The organism is Lactobacillus delbrueckii subsp. delbrueckii DSM 20074 = JCM 1012, from assembly GCF_001433875.1.
GTDB classification, from domain to species: Bacteria; Bacillota; Bacilli; order Lactobacillales; family Lactobacillaceae; genus Lactobacillus; species Lactobacillus delbrueckii.
The window spans coordinates 1-19,930 of sequence record NZ_AZCR01000008.1 but is presented as its reverse complement, the minus strand read 5'-3'; the positions used below and the strand labels follow the sequence as shown (position 1 = coordinate 19,930).

The window sequence follows — 19,930 nt, the reverse complement described above, 5'->3', positions numbered from 1 at the left end:
GCATGTCTGAAGCAACGATTTTACAAGGTTTGAATCCGCAACAGGTCCAGGCAGTCAAGACGACTGAAGGGCCCCTTTTGGTAATCGCCGGGGCCGGCAGTGGGAAGACATCAGTTTTGACCAGGCGGATTGCCTACTTGGTGGAAGAAAAGCGGGTTGCTCCCTGGAACATCCTGGCCATCACCTTCACCAACAAGGCCGCTAAAGAAATGAAGGAAAGAGAAGTCAAGCTCCTGGGCGACCAGGCTGAAAGCATCTGGATGTCCACCTTTCACGCCCTCTGTGTCCGCATCCTCCGCCGGGACGGCCACTTGATCGGCTATGACCGGGACTTCTCCATCGCTGACCCTTCAGAGCAGGTGACCCTGGTCAAGCGCATCCTCCGCCAGCTGGACCTGGATCCCAAGCAATATCTGCCCCGCAACATCTTGAGCCAGATCTCCAATGCCAAGAACCGCCTGCAGACCCCGAAGCAGTATGAGGCCAGCGCGGTCGGTCCTTTTGAAAAAGTTGTCGCCGACGTCTACAAGAAATACCAGGCCAGCCTGGAAAGAGACCAGATCCTGGACTTTGACGACTTGATCATGCAGACGCTGACCCTTTTTAAGGCCAGTCCTGATACCCTGGCTTACTACCAACAGAAGTTCCGCTATCTGCTGGTTGACGAATACCAGGACACCAACGAGGCCCAGTACGAGCTCTGCCGCTTGCTGGCTGACGGCTACCACAATATCTGCGTTGTCGGGGATGCCGACCAGTCAATCTACGGCTGGCGGGGAGCCAACATGGAAAACATCCTCAACTTTGAGCATGACTACAAGAATGTCCAAACTGTCAAACTGGAGCAGAACTACCGGTCAACCGGCCACATCTTGAAGGCGGCCAACTCGGTCATTGACCACAATGAAAACCGGAAGGCCAAGAAGCTGTGGACTGACAAGGGCGACGGGGAAAAGGTCCACTACTACCAGGCCCAGAGCGACCGGGACGAAACCCGCTTCGTCCTTGCCAAGATCAAGGAAGAAGTTGACCAAAAGAAGCGCCGCTACCAGGACTTTGCCGTCCTTTACCGGACCAATGCCCAGTCCCGGGGGATGGAAGAAACTTTGGTTGAAGCCAATGTCCCTTACCAGATCGTCGGCGGGCACAAGTTCTACGACCGCAAGGAAATCAAGGACATCATGGCCTACCTCAAGCTGGTGGCCAACCCCAGCGATTCCATGAGCTTCAACCGGATCATCAACGTCCCAAAGCGGGGGATCGGCCAGGCTACGACTAGCAAATTGGCTGCCTTCGCCGACGAAATGGGGGGCGGGATCTACGAAGCCATACGCAATGTCGAATTGGCTCCGATTTCTTCCGCCGCTGCCAAAAAGCTCCTGGCCTTCAGCGACCAGCTGACTGCCGCCATTGCTTACGCCCAAGACCACACGGTCAGTGAACTGACCGACAAGATTCTGGAAGACTTCGGCTACATCAAAGCCTTGAAGGAGGAAGAAGCTCAAGGATCCCTGGAAGCTGCCGCCCGCCTGGAAAACCTGCAGGAATTCGCTACGGTTACCAAGCGCTTTGACGACAATTACAATGAAGAAGAAAACCCGGACAGCAGCCGCTTGAGTGACTTTTTAGCGGAAGTATCCCTCTTAAGCGACCAGGATGACCTGGAAGAAAGCGATGACCGGGTAACTTTGATGACCCTGCACGCGGCTAAGGGTTTGGAATTCCCAGTCGTCTTCTTGATCGGGATGGAAGACAACATCTTCCCGCTTTCCCGGGCGATCAAGGACGAAGACCCGAACCAGCTGGAAGAAGAACGCCGCCTGGCTTACGTGGGCATTACCCGGGCCAGGGAAGAGCTTTACTTGACTTCGGCTTACACCCGGATGATGTACGGCAGCAAGCAGTATAATTCCCAGTCCCGCTTCATCGGTGAAATCAAGGATGAGGACCTGGACATCGTGGCTTCAACTGCCCCGAAGTCCAGCACTTCTTTCTTAGACCTGGACCGGCTGCCTTTTGCCGAAAAGTCCCAAGCCAAAGCTGCTCAGCCGGCTAAGACCCACCGGGCCAGCAAGGCAGCCGGGGCCGTCGGCGCTGAAAAGAAGGGCTGGCGCCCTGGCGACCAGGTAGAGCACAAGAGCTGGGGCAAGGGCGTGGTCATCAAGGTCACCGGCTCTGGCGAAGACATGGAACTGGACATTGCTTTTGCAAGCAAGGGCAACAAGCGCCTGCTGGCGGCTTTTGCCCCGATCAAGAAAATTTAGGTGAAGAAGCATGGCTGAAAGTTTAGAAGAAGCAAAACAGGAAGTCCGCCAATTGCGGGCCCAGCTGGACCAGTGGGCCAAGGCCTACTATGAGCAGGACGCTCCGGTGGTTGAAGACCACGTTTATGATGAAAAATACGCCCGCCTGCTGGAACTGGAAGCTGCCTATCCGGAATTAAAGTCAGCTGACTCCATCACCCAGAGGGTCGGCGGCGAGGTCAACAGCGACCTGCCCAAAGTTGAGCACCAAGTGCCAATGCTGTCGATGGGGGACGTTTTTTCCAAAGAAGAGCTGGCGGAATTTGACCAGCGGGTGCAAAAAGCCATCGGCCACCCTGTGGCCTACAATGTCGAATTGAAAATCGACGGCCTGTCCCTGTCTTTGGAATATGAAGAAGGGCGCTTAAAGCGAGCCTCAACCCGGGGCAATGGCCAGGTTGGCGAAGATGTGACCAAGAATGTCAAGTATATCAAGGACGTGCCCCAGAAATTGCCGAAAGCCATTACCACCGAAGTGCGGGGGGAATGCTACATGAGCAAGGAGGCTTTCGCCAAATTGAACCAGGAGCGGGACGAGGCGGGGGAGAGTATCTTTGCCAATCCGAGAAACGCCGCGGCTGGTTCTCTGCGTCAGCTGGACCCGAAGGTGACAAAAAAGCGGCAGCTGAGCACCTTTATCTATACCTGGATTAACCCACCAGCCGGTATCGACTCCCAGCACCAGGCGATCTGTGAGATGGCCAAGCTGGGTTTTCACACCAATGAAAACGGCCGCCGGCTGGAAAATCTGGCAGACGTCTACGATTATATCGACGAATTTACCAAAAAGCGCGACAGCCTGCCTTACGTGATCGACGGCATTGTCTTGAAAGTCGATGACCTGGCCCTGCAGGCGGACTTGGGCAACACCGTCAAGGTGCCCCGCTGGGAAATTGCCTACAAGTTCCCGCCGGAAGAAGAAGAAACAGTAGTCCGGGAGATTGAATGGACCGTGGGAAGAACCGGGGTCGTGACCCCGACTGCCGTGATGGATCCGGTTCGATTAGCCGGGACCACGGTAGCCCGGGCCTCTTTGCACAATCCGGACCTTTTGGCCAAACTGGACGTCCGCTTGGGCGACACGGTCAAGCTGCACAAGGCCGGCGACATCATTCCGGAAATTTCCGAAGTTGTCTTAAGCAAGCGGCCAGAAGACTCTGTTCCCTATGAAGTGCCAACTAAGTGCCCTTCCTGCGGGGAAGACCTGGTTCACTTGAATGAAGAAGTGGCCCTGCGCTGCATTAACCCGTCCTGCCCTGCCCAAGTTGAAGAAGGGATTACCCACTTCGCCTCCCGGCAGGCCATGAACATCGCTGGCCTTGGCCCAAAGATCGTCAAGCAGCTGATCGCCAAGGACCTGGTGCACAATGTAGCTGACCTTTACTATCTGACAGCCGACGACTTGAGCCAGCTGGACCACTTTAAGGAGAAGTCGATCAACAATCTCCTGGCGGCCATTGACCAAAGCCGGAAGAATTCCGTTGAGCTGGTCCTCTTTGGCCTGGGGATCGACAATGTAGGCGGGAAAGCCGCCCAATTGATTGCCCAGAAATTTAAAAATATGTCTAAAATCGCTTCAGCAAGCGTGCAAGAACTGACGGCAATCGATACAATAGGAATGACGATTGCTGAGTCTTTGACGGCTTACTTCCAGCAGGAAGAAGCCAAGAAGCTGCTGGCCCGGCTGGAAGAGGCCGGGGTCAACATGGACTACTTAGGCGAAGACGGGGAAGCTGCAGACAACTTCTTCAAGGGCAAGACGGTGGTCTTGACCGGGAAACTGGCCCACTATAGCCGGGCGGAGTTTACCAAGAAGCTGCAGGCCTTGGGCGCCAAGGTGACCGGGTCAGTCTCCAAGAAGACCGACTGCCTGGTTTACGGGGAAGATGCCGGCAGCAAACTGGCCAAGGCAGAAGCCCTGGATATTCCGCGCTTAACGGAGGCAGAAGCAATCTCTAAGATCGAAGAGAAGGACACGGAAAAGTGAAGAGATTTTTACAGGCAATAACTTTGGCAAGCTGCAGCCTTCTGCTGGCGGCTTGCGGCAACTTGAAGAATTCCGACCTGGCCAGCAACTCAACGACGACCAGCAAGGCGAAGAAGTACGAGACGACTTCCAGCACTGATGGCGGCTACTCCGTCCTTTTGAAAAAGGGGGTCTACAAGACCAGCCCGATCTCCGGCCTGGAAGCCACCAACTATGACAACAGCGTGGACGAGTCGGCCATGGAACGAGGCTTGATCCGGGTCTCCAAGAAGGTCTTCTCAACCAAGGACTATGTCATCCAGGAAGGCCAGCAGCTCGACGAAACGACGGTCACCAACTGGCTGGGCCGGTATTCAAAGAGCAACAAAGAGGGGCTGAACCTCAAGAACAACGGCAAGACCGGGTCAACGACCAGAAACCCGATCATCTTGCAGCAGATCATGGAAGAAGACTTCTATGTCAAGAGCGGGTCCAGCTACAAGCTGGCCGGCATCAGCATCAGCCTGGGCCTCAACTCAGTCGACTACTACACCAAGACGACTGACGGGGCCGAATACAGCACTAAGATTTCCCTGGCCAAGCGGCGGGCCTTCGGGCAGAAGACGGCCAACACGATCGTCTCCCGCTTGCACGCCAAGAAGAAGCTTAAGAATATCCCGATCATGGTTGGCCTTTTCTCTAAGACCGACACCGACTCATTAGTTGGGGGAACTTACTTCTCATATGGGACAGCTAGCGCAAATAGTAGTAAAATATCTAAATGGAATTCTGTGAACGAAAAGACCCAGGTGCTGCCGACAGTCGATGGAGCCAGATCGGTCAGTGCCAGTGACGAATCCAAATTCACCAGCTTTAAGGATGAAATTGAGGATTACTTCCCGAACGTTTCCGGGGTCACGGCCACTCTGCGCTACTACGATGGCAAGCTGGCTTACGAAAGCATCGCCATCACCACGCAGTTCTATGGCTATCTGCAGGTACAAAGCTTTGCCCAGACGGTTATGAGCCGGGCAAAGAAGTATCTGGGAACCAGCTCACCGGTAGAAATCACTATTTCCTCGGTCAACGACACCCAAGCGGTCGTCGCCAAGGAAACGGCCACCGGGTCTTATCGGATGCACATCTATGGCGGTAATTAGGAGGTACATAAGTGGAAAAGGTAACAAATGATACTATCAAGCACGTTGCGACATTAGCCCAGCTTGAGTTCAGTGAAGAAGAACTGGCCAAGTTCACCTCGCAAATGAGGAAGATTCTGGAAATGGCAGAAGAACTTCAAGCCGTTGACACGACTGGCGTTGAAGAAACGGTGCAAGTAGTTGATCGCGACACTGTCTTCAGAGAAGACGTTCCTGAAAAGTGGCAGACCCGCGAAGAAATGCTGAAGAACGTTCCTGACAAGAGCAATGGTTTTGTCAAGGTACCTGTAATTATCGATAAGGATGATAACCAATAATGAACTACTTAAACGAAACGATCGATTCCTTAAACTACAAGCTGAAGAGCGGCGCTGTTTCTGCTGACCAATTGGCCAAGGACACCATCACCAACATCAAGAAGACTGACGAAAAGATCAACGCCTTTATCACTGTAGATGAAGATGCTAAGCCAGCAGAAGACCTTGACTTTAACAACAAATTGGCCGGCGTGCCGATTGCCATCAAGGACAACATCATCACCAATGGCTTGAAGACGACGGCAGCCAGCCACATTTTGTACAACTTTGAACCAGTTTACGAATCAACTGTTGTTGCCAAGCTGAAGGCAGCCCAAGCTACCATCATCGGCAAGACCAACATGGACGAATTCGCCATGGGGTCATCCACTGAAACTTCTTACTTCGGTGCCACCAAGAACCCATGGAACTTAAACAAGGTGCCAGGCGGTTCATCCGGTGGTTCTGCAGCGGCTGTTGCCAGCGGTGAAGTGGTTGCTGCCCTGGGTAGTGACACCGGTGGTTCAATCCGCCAGCCAGCATCTTTCAACGGTATCTTCGGGATCAAGCCGACTTACGGCCGGGTATCCCGCTGGGGCTTGATCGCTTTTGCCTCATCACTGGACCAAATCGGGGTGATGAGCAAGCGGGTCAAGGACTCAGCTGAAGTTCTGAACGTGATCGCCGGGGCTGATGACCGCGACGCTACTGTTTCAGAAAAGGAAGTCCCAGACTACACCAGCTTCCTGGGCAAGGACGTCAAGGGCCTGCGGGTTGCCGTTCCTAAGGAATACATGAGCGACGCCGTTGAAGAAGGCGTCCGCAAGGCAGTTGAAACCCAAATCGAACTTCTGCGGGCAAACGGGGCCATCATCAACGAAGTTTCCCTGCCGCACACCAAGTATGTGGTGCCAACTTACTACATCATAGCTTCCAGTGAAGCTTCAGCCAACCTGGAACGTTACGACGGGATCCGTTACGGTTACCGGGCAGAAGCCAAGAACCTGGACGAAGTCTTCCTCAAGTCCCGGTCAGAAGGCTTTGGCGACGAAGTAAAGCGGAGAATCATGCTGGGTTCCTTCGCCCTGTCCGCCGGCGCTTACGACAAGTTCTTCCTGCAGGCGGCCAAGGTAAGAACTTTGATTTGTCAAGACTTCGACAAGATCTTCGAAGACAACGATGTTATTGTCGGGCCGGTTTCTACCGAAACTGCTTTTGACTTGAACTCAGAAATTTCTGACCAGATCAAGATGTACAACAACGACATCTTGACGATTTCCGTCAACATGGCCGGGATTCCGGCAGCCAGCGTGCCAGCCGGCTTGAGCGAAACGACGGGGATGCCGGTCGGCTTCCAAATCATGGCCAAGCGCTTTGACGAAGGCCATGTCTTCCAAGTAGCTGACTTCATCGAACGCAACAACAAGTTCTACGAACAAACACCAGCTGGATTGGAGGATTAATTTAAATGAATTTTACGTCAACTATCGGTCTGGAAGTCCACTTTGAGTTGAAGACCAAGAGCAAGATCTTTTCACCTTCACCAGTAACTTACGGGGCCAAGCCAAACACCGAAACCAACGTTATTGACTGGGGTTACCCAGGTACCTTGCCAATGGTTAACAAGGAAGTCTACCGCCTGGGCTTGATGGTCGCTTTGGCCACCCACTCTCACATTAACCCGGTAACCCATTTTGACCGGAAGAACTACTTCTACCCGGACAACCCAAAGGCTTACCAAATCACTCAATTCTTCAAGCCACTGGCTGAAAACGGCTATGTTGAAGTCGAAGTTCACGGCAAGAAGAAGAAGATCCATATCCACGAAATGCACATCGAAGAAGACGCTGGTAAGAACACCCACGGGACCAACGGCTTCTCCTACGTTGACTACAACCGGCAAGGGGTACCGCTTTTGGAAGTTGTTTCTGAACCAGAAATGACTGACCCGGACGAAGCTGTTGCCTACCTGGAAAAGCTGCGGGAAATCGTGCAATTTACCGGGGCTTCTGACGTTAAGATGGAAGAAGGGTCAATGAGAATTGACACCAACATCTCCATCCGCCCAGCTGGCCAGAAGGAATTAGGGACCAAGGTTGAAATGAAGAACCTGAACTCCTTTGAACACGTCCGTCTGTCCCTGGCTTACGAACAAAAGCGCCAGCAGGAAATCCTCCTGTCCGGTGGCCGGGTTCGCCTGTCTACCCGCCGTTTTGACACCAACACGGGCAAGACTGTCCTGGAACGTGTCAAGGAAGGGGACGCGGACTACCGTTACTTCCCAGAACCAGACCTGCCTCCATACCACATCAAGCAGGAATGGGTTGATGAAATCGCGGCCAACTTGCCAAAGACGGCTGACGAACGTCGGAAGATCTACGTTGATGAATACGGCCTTAAGCCATACGACGCGAATGTTTTGCTGCAAAACAAGGAAAGCTCAGACTTCTTTGACGCTACTGTAGCAGCTGGTGCTGACCCGCAACAAGCAGCCAACTGGATGAACACCCAGGTTAACGGCTACTTGAACGAAAAGCATGCTGAACTCAAGGACATTGCCTTGACTCCGGAAAACCTGGCAGCCATGATCAAGCTGATTTCTGACGGGACGATCTCATCCAAGATTGCCAAGAAGGTCTTCGCGGAAACTGTTGCCAACGGCACTGACCCGAAGAAGTACGTTGAAGAAAACGGCATGGCGCAATTGTCAGACGAAAGCGTCCTGGCACCAATGGTCAAGGAAGTTGTTGACGCCAACCCGCAGTCTGTTGAAGACTACAAGAACGGTAAGGACCGGGCTATCGGCTTCCTGGTTGGGCAAATCATGAAGCAGACCCGGGGCAAGGCCAACCCTAAGGTGATCAACAAGCTCCTATTGGCCGACCTGGCCAGCCGTTAAGGCAGGAGAAAATTTTTTAGAAAAAGGTGAAGCAGATGACTAAGCGCGCGCGCTTGATTTACAATCCGGTCTCAGGGCATGAACAGATGCCGAAGAACGTTTCTGATATTTTAGATATTTTGGAACAAGCGGGTTATGAAGCCAGTGCATTCAGAACCACGCCAGCTCCGCTTAGTGCTCAAAATGAAGCAACCCGGGTAGCCAAGGACGGTTTTTCACTGATCGTGGCCGCCGGTGGGGACGGCACGATCAACGAAGTTGTGAGCGGGATCGCCTTTTTGCCTAAGGAAGAGCGCCCGCGCATGGCCATCATCCCGGCGGGGACGACCAACGACTACGCCAGAGCCTTGAAGATTCCGCGCGACGACGTGGTTGCGGCGGCTAAAGTGATTCTTAAGGACAAGGTGCAGAAGATGGACGTGGGCCGGGCCGACTTCGGCGACGGCAGCCAGAAGTACTTCGTCAACATCGCTGCTGCTGGCTCTTTGGCGGAACTGACCTACGGGGTTTCTTCAGACGTCAAGTCCGCCCTGGGCTACGCTGCCTACCTGATCAAGGGGGCGGAAATGCTGCCAAACCTCAGCGAATGCGAAATGCGGCTGACTTTTGACAAGGGCGTTTACGAAGGCAAGCTGTCTCTGCTTTTATTGGGAATGACTAACTCCATTGGCGGTTTTGAAAAGATCATGCCAAACGCGGAACTTTCAGACGGTCTCTTCCAGCTGATCGTGGTCAAGCCAAGCGACCCGGGCAACCTGCTCCGGCTGATGGCTTTGGCTTTGAACGGCAAGCACGTGGACGACCCGAACATCATCTACACCAAGACGACCAGTCTGAAGGCGGAATTGATCGGCCACAACCGCGATGACAAACTTTCCGTCAACCTGGACGGGGAAGAAGGCGGCATGTTCCCGGTAACTTTTGAAAACTTGCGGGAACGGATCGAATTCTACGTCGGTTAGAACTGTTATAATAGAGTTTGACCTTCTGTCAGACTCTATTTTTGTGTTTAGAGGAAAAGCATGATAACCAGTATAAAGAAAAAATTAGCAAGAAAGCGGTCTCTGCAGCCTCTGTCGCCAGAAGAGCAGAGCGAGTGGGATCAGCTGCGCCAGTACCGGGAAAAGGCCATTAAGGAGTCCGGAGCCAAATTGGCCGAACACGTGATGACGTTTAACGACGGGGTAATTGCCATTATCATCACCATTGTGTTGGTGGAGATCGCGGATCCCTTGTCCAAGAGTGCCTACCAGGACTTTTTCAGCCAGATTTTTATATACTTGATTTCATTTTTCGTAGTAGCCAATTTCTGGTATGAAATCCACTATACCTTCAGTTTCCATATCATGCGGGCCGGCAAGATGACCATGGTCTGTGACTTTGCCTTTCTGGCCAGTCTGTCGCTGATTCCCGTCATGACAAAGTGGATCATGGGGGATTTATCGGTCTTGAGCGTGGTCTGTTATGGGATCGTCTATTTTTTGGTCCAGATTTTTGAACTGGCAACGGAAATTGTGGGGATGCGGAGCTCACTGCCGCATATCAAGGCCTTCCGGAAGTTCTGGGGTTGGTTTTCCTGGCTGCGCATCATCTGGCTCTTCCTGCTCAATTTGGTCTTTATTTTGATATCTTTCGTCCAGCCAAGGTTGGGGATGATTTTGTATCTGGCCTTCCCAATCATCAACTTTGTCATGCCAGATAACCGGAGCCAGCGGGCCCGCAAAGGAGATAAATAATCATGAAGAAAAATGAAATCGTCGAAGTCGAAATCACCGACTTGTCATATGAAGCCATGGGGGTCGGCCATGTTAATGGCGAAACGGTCTTTGTCAACAACGCCCTGCCGGGTGAAGTGGTCAAGGCGCAGATTTTGAAGGACAAGAAGAGCTATGCTTTTGCCAGAATTTCTGAGATCGTCAAGGAAAGCCCGGACCGGGTCAAGGTGCCTCTCCGCCAGTACGTGCAAACCGGCCTGACCAGCCTGGCTCATTTGAAGTACGACAAGCAGCTGGAATTCAAGCAAAAGCAGGTTAAGGAGCTTTTGAGCAAGGCCCACTTGGACCAGATCAAGGTAGCGGAAACTTTGCCAAGTCCCTTGGAAACTGGCTACAGAAACAAGGCCCAGGTACCGGTCAGAATGGTTAAGGGGCAGCTGGAGATTGGCTTTTTCCGCCGGCACTCACATGACCTAGTGCCGCTGGAGGACTTTTTCACCAATGATCCGGAAATTGACCGGGTATTGCTGGCAGTCAGAGATATCTTGCGGGAAAAGCGGATTCCGGCCTATGACGAAGAAAAGCATCAAGGACAGGTAAGATATTTGGAAGTCCGCCGGGGGACGGCTACGGGCGACATGATGGTCGTCCTGGTTTGTCTGGACCGGGACTTCCCAGGCCTGCACGCGGTAGTAGATGAAATTAAGGAAATCGCCGGGGTGAAGTCGATCTTCCTCAACCATAATCCGAGGAGAACCAATGTCATCTTGGGTGAACACGACTACCATTTGTGGGGGAAGAGATACATTGATGACAAGATTGGTGATTTGACTTTTGAAATCTCGCCGCAGTCCTTCTTACAGATTAATTCTTTGCAGACGCCGCGTTTGTACAAGCTGGCTATTGACCAGGCAGGTCTGACTAAGGACGATTTGATTGTTGATGCCTACTCCGGGATCGGGACGATCGGTCTGTCCGCAGCCAAGTACGTTAAGGAAGTCCGCGGGGTTGAAGTGGTTAAGGCAGCGGTTAAGGACGCCAAGAACAACGCCCGGCTCAACCAGATCCACAATGCCAAGTACTATGCCGGCAAGGCGGAAGAACTGATGCCAAAGTGGGCAGCTGAAGGCTTGAAGACGGATGTGATTTTTGTCGACCCGCCGAGAAAAGGCTTGACCAAGGAATTTATCGATGCCGCGGTTAAGACTGGTCCAAAGAAGGTTGTCTACATCTCCTGCAACCCGGCAACGCTGGTACGGGACATGCAGCTCTTGATGGAGGCTGGTTACACGACTGACCTGGTTTCCCCGGTCGACATGTTCCCGCAGACACCACATGTGGAATGCGTGACCGTGCTGACGAAAGAATAACTTAGTCGGTCAACCGACCAAAAGATAAGTGACTAAGTTACCGACTAAGATAAAGAAGAGTCCCTTCATGTTTAAGCGTGAGGGGACTTTCTTGTCCAATTATTTGCTCTTTCGTCCAAAATCGGGCAAAATTGGACAAAAAAAGAGCTGGCTGGACGAAAGGAGTAACAGTCACATGAAGACAACTTGGCAAAAAGATGGCTTTACAATCCGCCTGGCAAAGGCCAGTGATGTAGACGATTATTATTTCCAGAACTACTGTCCCTTGGACAGGAAGTGTCCAGACTGACTGGCTGCAAAGAGCATTTTACCAAGGAAGAAGTGACTTCTTTTTTCCTAAAAGCTATCGAAGAAACGGACAGATACTTCTTCTTGATTATAGATCCGAACGGTAAAATTATTGGCGAGAGCGTAATTAATGAAATCGACTGGGACCTGCGCCGGGCTAACTTCCGCATCTCCACCGGCTTGAACTGGACGTCTTCTCTTTTAATCCCCGCGCGGAAAAAGCCTACCTGCGGGCTGGTTTCAAGCGGGAGGGAGTTTTGCGGGATGCAGTTTTCGACAGGGGCCAGTACGCTGACGACATCTTGATGGCTATCTTAGAAGATGACTGGCGTAAGCTGACAGTAGATAGTTGATATTTTTATATAAAACTTATTCCATTAAGCCGTTATTTTATAAATAGCAAGCAAGCTTATTATATGGTATACTCAATATAGTCATGATAGTCATGATAGTCATGATAATCATGATAATCATGACGTAATATACTTATTTTTAAGTAGTTAAAACTTCCTTTAACGTTAAAGTAACGTTAAAGCGATAACTATGATTTGTTGAGGAAAAAATATGACTAAATACCGCGCCGACATTACGGCTCTTAACGCAGAAAAAATTGGCAGCCAGGCTCATGGCTACGTAGAATTCACGACTGCTGCTGACAAGCTCCACATCAAGCTGGAGATGTTCGACACCCCGGCTAACATCCAGCACTGGGAACACTTCCATGGCTTCCCGGACGGCAAGGATGCCCAAGTGCCAACCCTTGCGCAGGACACCAACCAGGACGGCTTTATCGACCTCGTGGAAACCGAACCGGTCTCCGGCACGACTATGGTGCCCCTGGACGCGGCTCCGCACGAAATGTGCATCCCCAACGACAACTACCCAGTTGCCGACGCAAACGGCTACTACAGCTATGAAAAAGATGTCGACTTAGCCAAGCTGGAAGCCAAGTTCAAGGAAGTCTTCAATGACCAGGACCTGGCCCTGGACAAGCGGGTGGTCTACATCCACGGCGTGCCAGCTGACCTGGAATTGCCAGAAAGCGTTGGCGGCAAGATCAACGACCATTACGACCAACACGTCACTCTCCCAATCGCGGCTGGTAAAATCAACCGCGTCGACTAAAACTAAGCCATTCAGAGGATCAAATTCCCCTGGATGGCTTTTTTCGTAAAAAAATTTTGCAAAAATCCTGATCTTGATAGAAATCAATTGGGAAATCCTGCTTTCCCGGTATATTAAAAGCATCAAAGCAAGGAGGTCAAAAGATCAATGCAAAAATGGTTAATGAAAAATCGCAACCGGCTGACGGCAATTACGGGCATCTTAATCGTCCTGGCCTTTGCCGCAAAATGGTTATTTAAAAGTGAAACAGCAGAGTCTGGCCTGCTCCTGGCCGCCTCCCTCATCGGCGGCTTCCCGATCGCCGCATCCGCTTGGCAGGCCCTGAAAGTCAAAGTCATCAGTATCGACTTGCTGGTGACCCTGGCCATCTTAGGTGCCTTCGTCATCCAGGAATTCGAAGAATCCGCCATCGTGGCCTTCTTCTTCTTGTTTGGGGCTTACCTTGAACAAAGGACCCTGGCCAAGACCCGGTCAGCCATCAAGGAACTGGTGGAGATGGTGCCAGAAACCGCCCTCCGGCAGACGGCAGACGGCGACTTTGAAGAAGTTGACTTAGACGACCTGGACGAAGGGGACATCCTTTTGGTCAAGACCGTCGGCAAGATCCCGGTTGACGGGGAAGTCGTCTCCGGTTCCGGGACGGCCAACGAAGCCAGCATTACCGGTGAATCCATGCCTTTAGGCAAAAAGCCCGGCGACCCGGTCTATGCCGGTACTATTTTGGAAAACGGGACCATCCGGATCAAGGCGGAAAAAGTCGGGGATGAAACGACTTTTGGCAAGATCATCGAACTGGTCGAAGAAGCCCAGGACTCCAAGTCCCAGGCTGAGCGTCTAATTGACCGTTTCTCCAAGTACTACACCCCAGTCGTCCTGCTCCTGGCCATTATTGTTGGCCTCATCAGCCAAGACCTGGAACTGGCTGTAACCATCCTGGTTCTTGGCTGCCCGGGTGCCTTGGTTATCGGGGTTCCGGTCTCCAACGTGGCCGGAATCGGCAATGGTGCCAAGCAGGGAATCCTTTTTAAAGGCAGTGAAGTCATCACCAAGTTCAGCAAGGTCGACACGATCATGTTCGACAAGACCGGGACCTTGACTTACGGCGACCCCCGGGTCAGCCAGGTGAAAAAGTACGGCCAGGGCCAGCTGGCTGAACAGCTTTTGGTCAGCGTGGAAAAAGAATCTGCCCACCCTTTGGCGAAAGCCATCACTGGCTACTATGAAGACCTGGAAGCTAAAGAAGTTGAAGCTTCCCAGGTCCTCCAGGGCGGCGGGATCGTTGCTCAAGTAGCTGGCCAGCAGGTCCTGGTCGGCAACCGCTACTTGCTTGACGAGTACCATGTACCAGTTACAAAAGAAATGGAAAGGGACATGGAAAAGCTGGCAAGTGCTGGCAATTCCCTGGTTCTGGTGGCTGTAAACGGGCAGCTGGAACTTGCTTTGGGCTTAAAGGACGAGATCCGGGCCGGGGTCAAGGAAGACCTGGCTGCTTTAAAGAAGCTGGGTGTCAAGAACCTGCTCCTCTTGTCCGGTGACAACCAGAAGACGGTTGACCTGGTAGCGGAAGAACTGGGCCTCACTGAGGCATATGGCCAGCTTTTGCCAGAAGACAAGGCCAAATTTGTCAAAAAGCGGCAGGCAGCCGGTGAAATCGTGGCCTTTGTCGGCGACGGGATCAACGACAGTCCGTCACTGGCCCGGGCAGACATCGGGATTGCCATGGGCAGCGGGACTGACGTGGCAATTGAGACTTCAAATGTGGTCCTCATGAACGGCAGCTTTGACCGGATTCCGCGGGCCCTGGCCCTGGCTAAGGCCACCCGGCGGAACATGATTGAGAACATCACCATCGCCCTGGCTGTCGTAGCCGTCCTGCTGGTCAGCGTGTTAGCCAGCTCATGGATGAACATGGCCATCGGGATGTTTGTCCACGAAGGCAGTATCCTGGTTGTAATCTTAAACGCCATGCGCCTTCTGGCCTACCGGTCAAAATTACAAAAATCGCGAAAGTTGATAGAAAACAATTTTTCTCAAGCAACAGGCCCGTATACTAAGGGCATAGAAAGTATCCAATAGAAAAAGAAAGGACAAGAAATCATGAAAAAAGCAATTTTACAACTTGAAACATTAGCCTGCCCGACCTGCATGCAGAAGATCGCGGGGGCCATCGCCAATGTTGACGGGGTTGAAAAGACCAGCGTCAAGGTCCTCTTCAACGCAAGCAAGGCCAAGGCCAACTTCGACCCGGAAAAAACCAATTTGGACACGATCACTCAAGCCGTGAAGAATATCGGCTATGACGTCTTGAAGGCCAGCGCTAAATAAGAGAAAAAAGCAAAAACAAGAAAAACGACTAATCAAGAAAAAGGAGAAAAATGATGATCAAGGAATTTTTTGACAAGAACGACGAAATGTTAGACTTATATACGCAAGCAATTACCAAGGCCCATGGCGCTCACCACCCGGAAGTCTTTGAAGTCCGCAAGGTTTACGAAGACATCCAAAAGAAGGTGAGAGCCGGCCAGGAAGACTTAACTGCCGACTTCAGCAAGCTGCGGTCCTTGACCGCGGATTACACCATTCCGGCCGATGCCTGCGGGGCGATGACTAAGACCTACCAGACCCTGGAAGAATTCGATCACTTGGTCCAGGGATAATTTTTACCAGCAGAGGAGAGCAAAATGCAGCATATATGTGTCAGCCTGGTTCCCTTATTCGCGGACCTGCCTGAAAAAGATCAGCTTAAGATCAATTCCCTGGCCAGCCACCGGCACTATCAAAAAGGTGAGACGATTTTTCAGCCAGGGGATGAAAAGCTGCAGATCGTGGCCCGGGGAAACATGAAGGTTTACCAGCTGTCCGCCAGCGGCCGCGAGCAGCTGCTCCGGGTTGCCCAGCCGGGTGACTATGAAGGTGAAGCGCAGCTTTTTGGCCTGGAAAACGACAGCTTCTTCGGCCAGGCCATGGAGAATACGGAAATCTGTAGCTTGAGCAAGGCCGACTTCAACCGGGTCCTCATGGAAAATCCCCAGCTCTCCCTCAAACTGCTGGAACTCAGCGCTCAGAAGCTGCTGGCCACCGAAAGACAGACCAAATTCCTGGCCATGGAGCGGGTCGAAGAAAGGCTGGCTAGCTACCTTTTGGACTTGGCTAAGGTGGCTGGCAGCGACCAGGTTCAGCTGTCCATGAAGATGAAAGATATTGCCCTTTACTTGGGAACTACTCCCGAAACCCTCTCCCGCAAATTCAAACTCCTTGAAAAAATGGGCTATCTGAAGAGGACAGGCAAGCAGGTGAAAATCCTCGACGAAGACGGCCTGCTGGACTTGTAATAGGCAAGCAAAATCTCCCTCTAGATTATGAAGTGCCCTACAATTGTTAGACATAGACATCTAACGATTGTGGGGTATTTTTATGACCAAATATTCATCTGAACTAAAAGTACAAATTGCTTCTGATTATCTTTACGGCAGAGACTCATACAATGGATTAAGCCAAAAGTATAATATCGCTGCGTTAATAATTCGTACGTGGGTGAAAGCCGCTGAACTTAATGGATTGGAAAGCTTAAAAGTTAAGCGAACCAAAAGAGAATATTCTGTTGACTTTAAACTGGATGTGGTAAGCTACTATCTAAAATCCGATGTAGGACGTAATATGGTAGCTGCTAAATTCAATATTAGTCCGTCACAAGTGTATTCATAGACTAAAAAGTTCCAGCGAGGCGGTCCAGATGCGCTCCTTCCTGTCAAGAAAGGTAGACCCGCTAAAATGCCTAAGAAGACCGAGAAAGCCAAGCGTAATAAGCAAATAGGTACTCTAACTGATAAGCAGAAATATGAGGCCAAAATTCTGGAAAAGGATGCCAGAATCAAAGAATTAGAATTGGAGCTCATCATCGCAAAAAAGTGGCCGCCCGGTATCCACGCTATCCAATCGACAAAAGACACAGATAACTTGTGATATCCGGGCAGACCACCCAGAATTTCAGTTAAAACAGTTGTTTAAAGCTCTTAATCTCAATCGTAAGACTTATTACGACAACCTTAAAAGAATCGCTAAGAAGGATAAGTACGCCGAAGTAAAAGATCTTATCAAAGATATCTACCACAACGAAGGCCAAGGCACGTATGGCTACCGTCCGATGTGGGCTGCTCTGCGTGACAGGGGCGTTAAATTAGCGATGGAAACAGTGCGTAAACTGATGCGCAGTATCGGGCTGAAGACCGAGCTATATCACAAGAGAACTGCAAAATACAGCTCCTACAAAGGTACTGTAGGAAAAGTAGCTGATAACCTTCTTCGGCAGCACTTCGATGAAGAAAGGCCATATCATGTTATCCATACCGACATTACAGAATATGCACTAACTAACGGTAAGAAAGTTTATATCTCGCCTGTAGTGGATGAGGCTTCTTTGGAGATCCTTGCATGTATTGCTAGCTACTCCCCCGACATGGAGTTAGTATTGGGTATGCTAGATGAATTGGAAACCAAACTACCGGCTTACTCCCACCCAGTTATCCATTCTGATCAAGGTTCTCAGTATCAAAGTCCAACCTACCAAGCCCGCTTGAAAGAGATGGAACTAGTTCAAAGCATGTCCAGAAAGGGAAACTGTCACGATAACGCACCGGGTGAAACTATATTCAACTTAATGAAACGTGAGAGACTAAATCGAGTTAAACTGCATTCTTTGGAGGAAGTCCAACAAGAACTTGAAGATTACATATATTGGTTTAACAATATCAGACGGTCCAATAAACTAAATTACACGACCCCTGTAAAATACAGAGATCGTGTAATGGCAACTATTTAAGATTTTCTAAAATGTCTAACTTTTCTATGGCACTTCATTACTAGGGGGAGATTTTTTTAAACTTATTTTTTGGCCGGCAGTTTGAGATAGACGATCAAGCCATGGACGGCGAAGAAGAGGCAGACCGCCCCGGTGATGTAGTACCAGGGATGTTGGCCGGTGAGAAAAGTTTTGGCGCGACAATCGCCCACATGTTGCACCAGGGATTGAAACTGGCGATGACGACGCAGATCAAGGTGACGTGCAGCCAGACATTGTGTCCTTGCCGACTGCCCTGCTTTTCCAAGCTCAGGCCCGGAACCGTGGTGATCAAAATCTGGGTAAAGATCCAGAATTTCCACATGGTGCTGTCATGCAGCTCAAAGCGCAGCAAGAAGATCAAGACTTGGAAGATGACGTCGCGCAGGCGCGTCTTAAAGGACGTGCCCGGCTTCCAGTTGATGTCCTTTTCATAAGTCAGGGCCCGCTGCAGGCTGTAGATTTCCATCAAGACCCAGATTGCTTCGCCGATGGCCAGCAAGAGGAAAAGGACAACGTGGCCGTTTTTGGACCAAGTGTCCAAAAAGACCCAGATCCCCATGAAGTACGCCGCGCAGTAGAAGGTGTGCATGTAGAGCGGGTAAGGGCCCTGGTGGTCTTTTTCAGTGAGGTAGATCGGGATGATGTAGACCAGCAGGCCGAAAATGACGGTCAAAAGCACGGCCAAATAGGCGCTTTGCCAGCCGGGATTGCCGATGGTCAATTTGTCGATAAAGTCTTGCGGGGTAACCTGGTCTGCCGGGTATTTGGAGAGCAGGCTGGAAATAATGTTCATTGGAAAATTGCTCCTTTCGGCATTTAATTCTAGCGGCTTGCAAGTTAAGGGACAATCAGCAATAATATGCAAAGTGATCGTTAATTATCACTTTGCTTAGGAGTGCTGACCAAAAATGTACAAAAACTCAACTGACCGCCGCTTTATAAAAAACAAGCGGGAATTCCGCCGGGCCTATATCGACCTGACGATCCAAAAAGGCTACCGAAATTTTTCCATCGCGGAATTAGCCCGGCAGGCAGAACTAAATCGGATGACTTTTTACAAGCACTATGACAACCTCGATGACGTCTTCCAGGAATTCATCGATGACATGATTGGCGAAATTGAGAGACAATTGGCCGCTAAAGAATCTGCAGATTTGGCCGACCTTTTTCACGTCAGCAGCCAGCTGATGTACTAGGAAATCGACTTTTTCCGCTACGTGGCCAAGGCTGGAAACTGCGCGGACTTTCGGGAGGCTTTTAAAAACAGCTTTCAAGAACTGCTCAAGCCGGATTTGCAAAATGGCCCCAGCTCAAAGACTGAGGCCTTAATCCGCAGCGACCTGTATTCAGCGACCATCGCCACGGCATATTTGGACTGGTTGGCGGGTATTTATGGCAAGGCTAGCTTGGATGAAGTCTTGAAGGTGACTGAGCAGGTGCTGAAAGAACAAATACAAAACTTTGAGGCTAGTCGGCCGTAGTACCGAAGAATATCGGTGCGAGCTTCTAGAATGGCGGTCTACCAGTTGCTAGGGATGAAGAAAGTTGTTGCCCCGGTCAAGCCGATCCGCTATGATGTACGGGCAATCTTCGGCGCACTGACGGCTTACCTGAAATAAAGAGACTATTTACGCTAACTGTGACAAAAAATCCCTCTCCGAGAGCTTGAAAATAGCTCTTTGGAGAGGGATTTTTTGGTGTACGTAGTCAAATGTCGACGTGTTTGGAAAAGTGATTGATATATAGGCCTTTAAGAGATTCATCACCTAAAATACTGAAAATCTGAAGGGCTTTTGTCATTTTTTCAATTCCGTCGTGTTTCCCCTTCATAAACTCAAAATATCCTGTTGTGTAAAGAAAAACGGTTTGTTCGTAGTAATTTAATTCACGCCGATTGTAAAATTAAACTGAACACTGTTCCGATCCAGTAAGAAAAATCGTTTTCACTGGATCAGAGCACAAAAAATC

The 19,930-nt window shown here is 50.8% G+C and carries 17 protein-coding genes and 2 pseudogenes; 17 read left to right on the top strand and 2 right to left on the bottom strand.

Translation table 11 applies throughout. The features are described 5' to 3' along the window. The first annotated feature begins 2 nt into the window (after nucleotides 1–2). From pcrA to FD23_RS09630, 15 genes and pseudogenes are all read left to right on the top strand, one after another. Nucleotides 3–2,264, top strand: a complete 2,262-nt coding sequence (gene pcrA, locus FD23_RS02615; RefSeq protein WP_052933558.1) for a DNA helicase PcrA — start codon at nucleotides 3–5, stop codon at nucleotides 2,262–2,264. Between the two features lie 10 nt (nucleotides 2,265–2,274). Then, the gene (ligA, locus tag FD23_RS02610; RefSeq protein WP_002878087.1) at nucleotides 2,275–4,290 is read left to right on the top strand and encodes an NAD-dependent DNA ligase LigA; all 2,016 of its coding nucleotides are present in this window, start codon (nucleotides 2,275–2,277) and stop codon (nucleotides 4,288–4,290) included. Further along, the gene (locus FD23_RS02605) at nucleotides 4,287–5,429 is read left to right on the top strand and encodes a CamS family sex pheromone protein (RefSeq protein WP_025895537.1); all 1,143 of its coding nucleotides are present in this window, start codon (nucleotides 4,287–4,289) and stop codon (nucleotides 5,427–5,429) included. Before ligA ends, FD23_RS02605 begins: the two co-directional genes overlap by 4 nt. Nucleotides 5,430–5,440: 11 nt before the next feature. After that, nucleotides 5,441–5,746: an Asp-tRNA(Asn)/Glu-tRNA(Gln) amidotransferase subunit GatC gene (gene gatC / locus FD23_RS02600; RefSeq protein WP_025895536.1), complete on the top strand. Its 306-nt coding sequence runs from the start codon at nucleotides 5,441–5,443 to the stop codon at nucleotides 5,744–5,746. Further along, entirely contained in the window at nucleotides 5,746–7,188 is a 1,443-nt protein-coding gene (gene gatA, locus FD23_RS02595) for an Asp-tRNA(Asn)/Glu-tRNA(Gln) amidotransferase subunit GatA (protein ID WP_052933559.1), read from the top strand. The genes gatC and gatA overlap by 1 nt, the downstream gene beginning before the upstream one ends. 5 nt (nucleotides 7,189–7,193) lie before the next feature. Further along, entirely contained in the window at nucleotides 7,194–8,624 is a 1,431-nt protein-coding gene (gene gatB / locus FD23_RS02590; protein ID WP_003617022.1) for an Asp-tRNA(Asn)/Glu-tRNA(Gln) amidotransferase subunit GatB, read from the top strand. Nucleotides 8,625–8,659: 35 nt separating this feature from the next. After that, nucleotides 8,660–9,586: a diacylglycerol kinase family lipid kinase gene (locus tag FD23_RS02585; protein WP_025895535.1), complete on the top strand. Its 927-nt coding sequence runs from the start codon at nucleotides 8,660–8,662 to the stop codon at nucleotides 9,584–9,586. A 60-nt stretch (nucleotides 9,587–9,646) separates the two neighbouring features. Then, a complete protein-coding gene (locus FD23_RS02580) occupies nucleotides 9,647–10,360 on the top strand; it encodes a TMEM175 family protein (protein WP_025895534.1) in 714 nt (237 codons plus the stop codon). A gap of 2 nt (nucleotides 10,361–10,362) precedes the next feature. Beyond that, nucleotides 10,363–11,709 (top strand): 23S rRNA (uracil(1939)-C(5))-methyltransferase RlmD, encoded by a 1,347-nt coding sequence (gene rlmD, locus FD23_RS02575; protein WP_025895533.1) that lies wholly within the window; start codon nucleotides 10,363–10,365, stop codon nucleotides 11,707–11,709. An 852-nt stretch (nucleotides 11,710–12,561) separates the two neighbouring features. Continuing rightward, complete coding sequence (locus FD23_RS02565) at nucleotides 12,562–13,122, top strand: hypothetical protein (protein ID WP_025895530.1); 561 nt, start codon at nucleotides 12,562–12,564, stop codon at nucleotides 13,120–13,122. Nucleotides 13,123–13,269: 147 nt separating this feature from the next. Continuing rightward, complete coding sequence (locus tag FD23_RS02560; protein ID WP_052933560.1) at nucleotides 13,270–15,198, top strand: heavy metal translocating P-type ATPase; 1,929 nt, start codon at nucleotides 13,270–13,272, stop codon at nucleotides 15,196–15,198. 21 nt (nucleotides 15,199–15,219) lie between these two features. Next, nucleotides 15,220–15,447, top strand: coding sequence for a heavy-metal-associated domain-containing protein (locus tag FD23_RS02555; RefSeq protein ID WP_003622541.1), 228 nt, complete (start codon nucleotides 15,220–15,222; stop codon nucleotides 15,445–15,447). A gap of 50 nt (nucleotides 15,448–15,497) precedes the next feature. Beyond that, entirely contained in the window at nucleotides 15,498–15,779 is a 282-nt protein-coding gene (locus FD23_RS02550; protein WP_003617050.1) for a hypothetical protein, read from the top strand. 24 nt (nucleotides 15,780–15,803) lie between these two features. After that, nucleotides 15,804–16,454, top strand: a complete 651-nt coding sequence (locus FD23_RS02545; protein WP_013439156.1) for a Crp/Fnr family transcriptional regulator — start codon at nucleotides 15,804–15,806, stop codon at nucleotides 16,452–16,454. 82 nt (nucleotides 16,455–16,536) lie between these two features. Next, a pseudogene (locus FD23_RS09630) lies at nucleotides 16,537–17,941 on the top strand (IS3 family transposase). A gap of 94 nt (nucleotides 17,942–18,035) precedes the next feature. Here FD23_RS09630 and FD23_RS02525 read toward each other — a convergent pair. Further along, nucleotides 18,036–18,755, bottom strand: coding sequence for an ABC transporter permease (locus FD23_RS02525; protein ID WP_230844794.1), 720 nt, complete (start codon nucleotides 18,753–18,755; stop codon nucleotides 18,036–18,038). A 115-nt stretch (nucleotides 18,756–18,870) separates the two neighbouring features. Between FD23_RS02525 and FD23_RS02520 the strand changes: the two genes are divergently transcribed. Both FD23_RS02520 and FD23_RS02515 read left to right on the top strand, forming a co-directional pair. Then, nucleotides 18,871–19,158 carry a TetR/AcrR family transcriptional regulator gene (locus FD23_RS02520; RefSeq protein WP_025895527.1) on the top strand — a complete coding sequence of 96 codons (288 nt, stop codon included), beginning with the start codon at nucleotides 18,871–18,873 and terminating at the stop codon, nucleotides 19,156–19,158. Between the two features lie 21 nt (nucleotides 19,159–19,179). Further along, on the top strand, nucleotides 19,180–19,443 hold the full coding sequence (locus tag FD23_RS02515; protein WP_003617057.1) for a hypothetical protein: 264 nt from the start codon (nucleotides 19,180–19,182) through the stop codon (nucleotides 19,441–19,443). Between the two features lie 226 nt (nucleotides 19,444–19,669). Here the strand turns inward: FD23_RS02515 and FD23_RS09130 are convergent. Beyond that, nucleotides 19,670–19,843, bottom strand: a pseudogene (locus tag FD23_RS09130) (Rgg family transcriptional regulator); the annotation flags it as partial. Nucleotides 19,844–19,930: the final 87 nt, after the last annotated feature.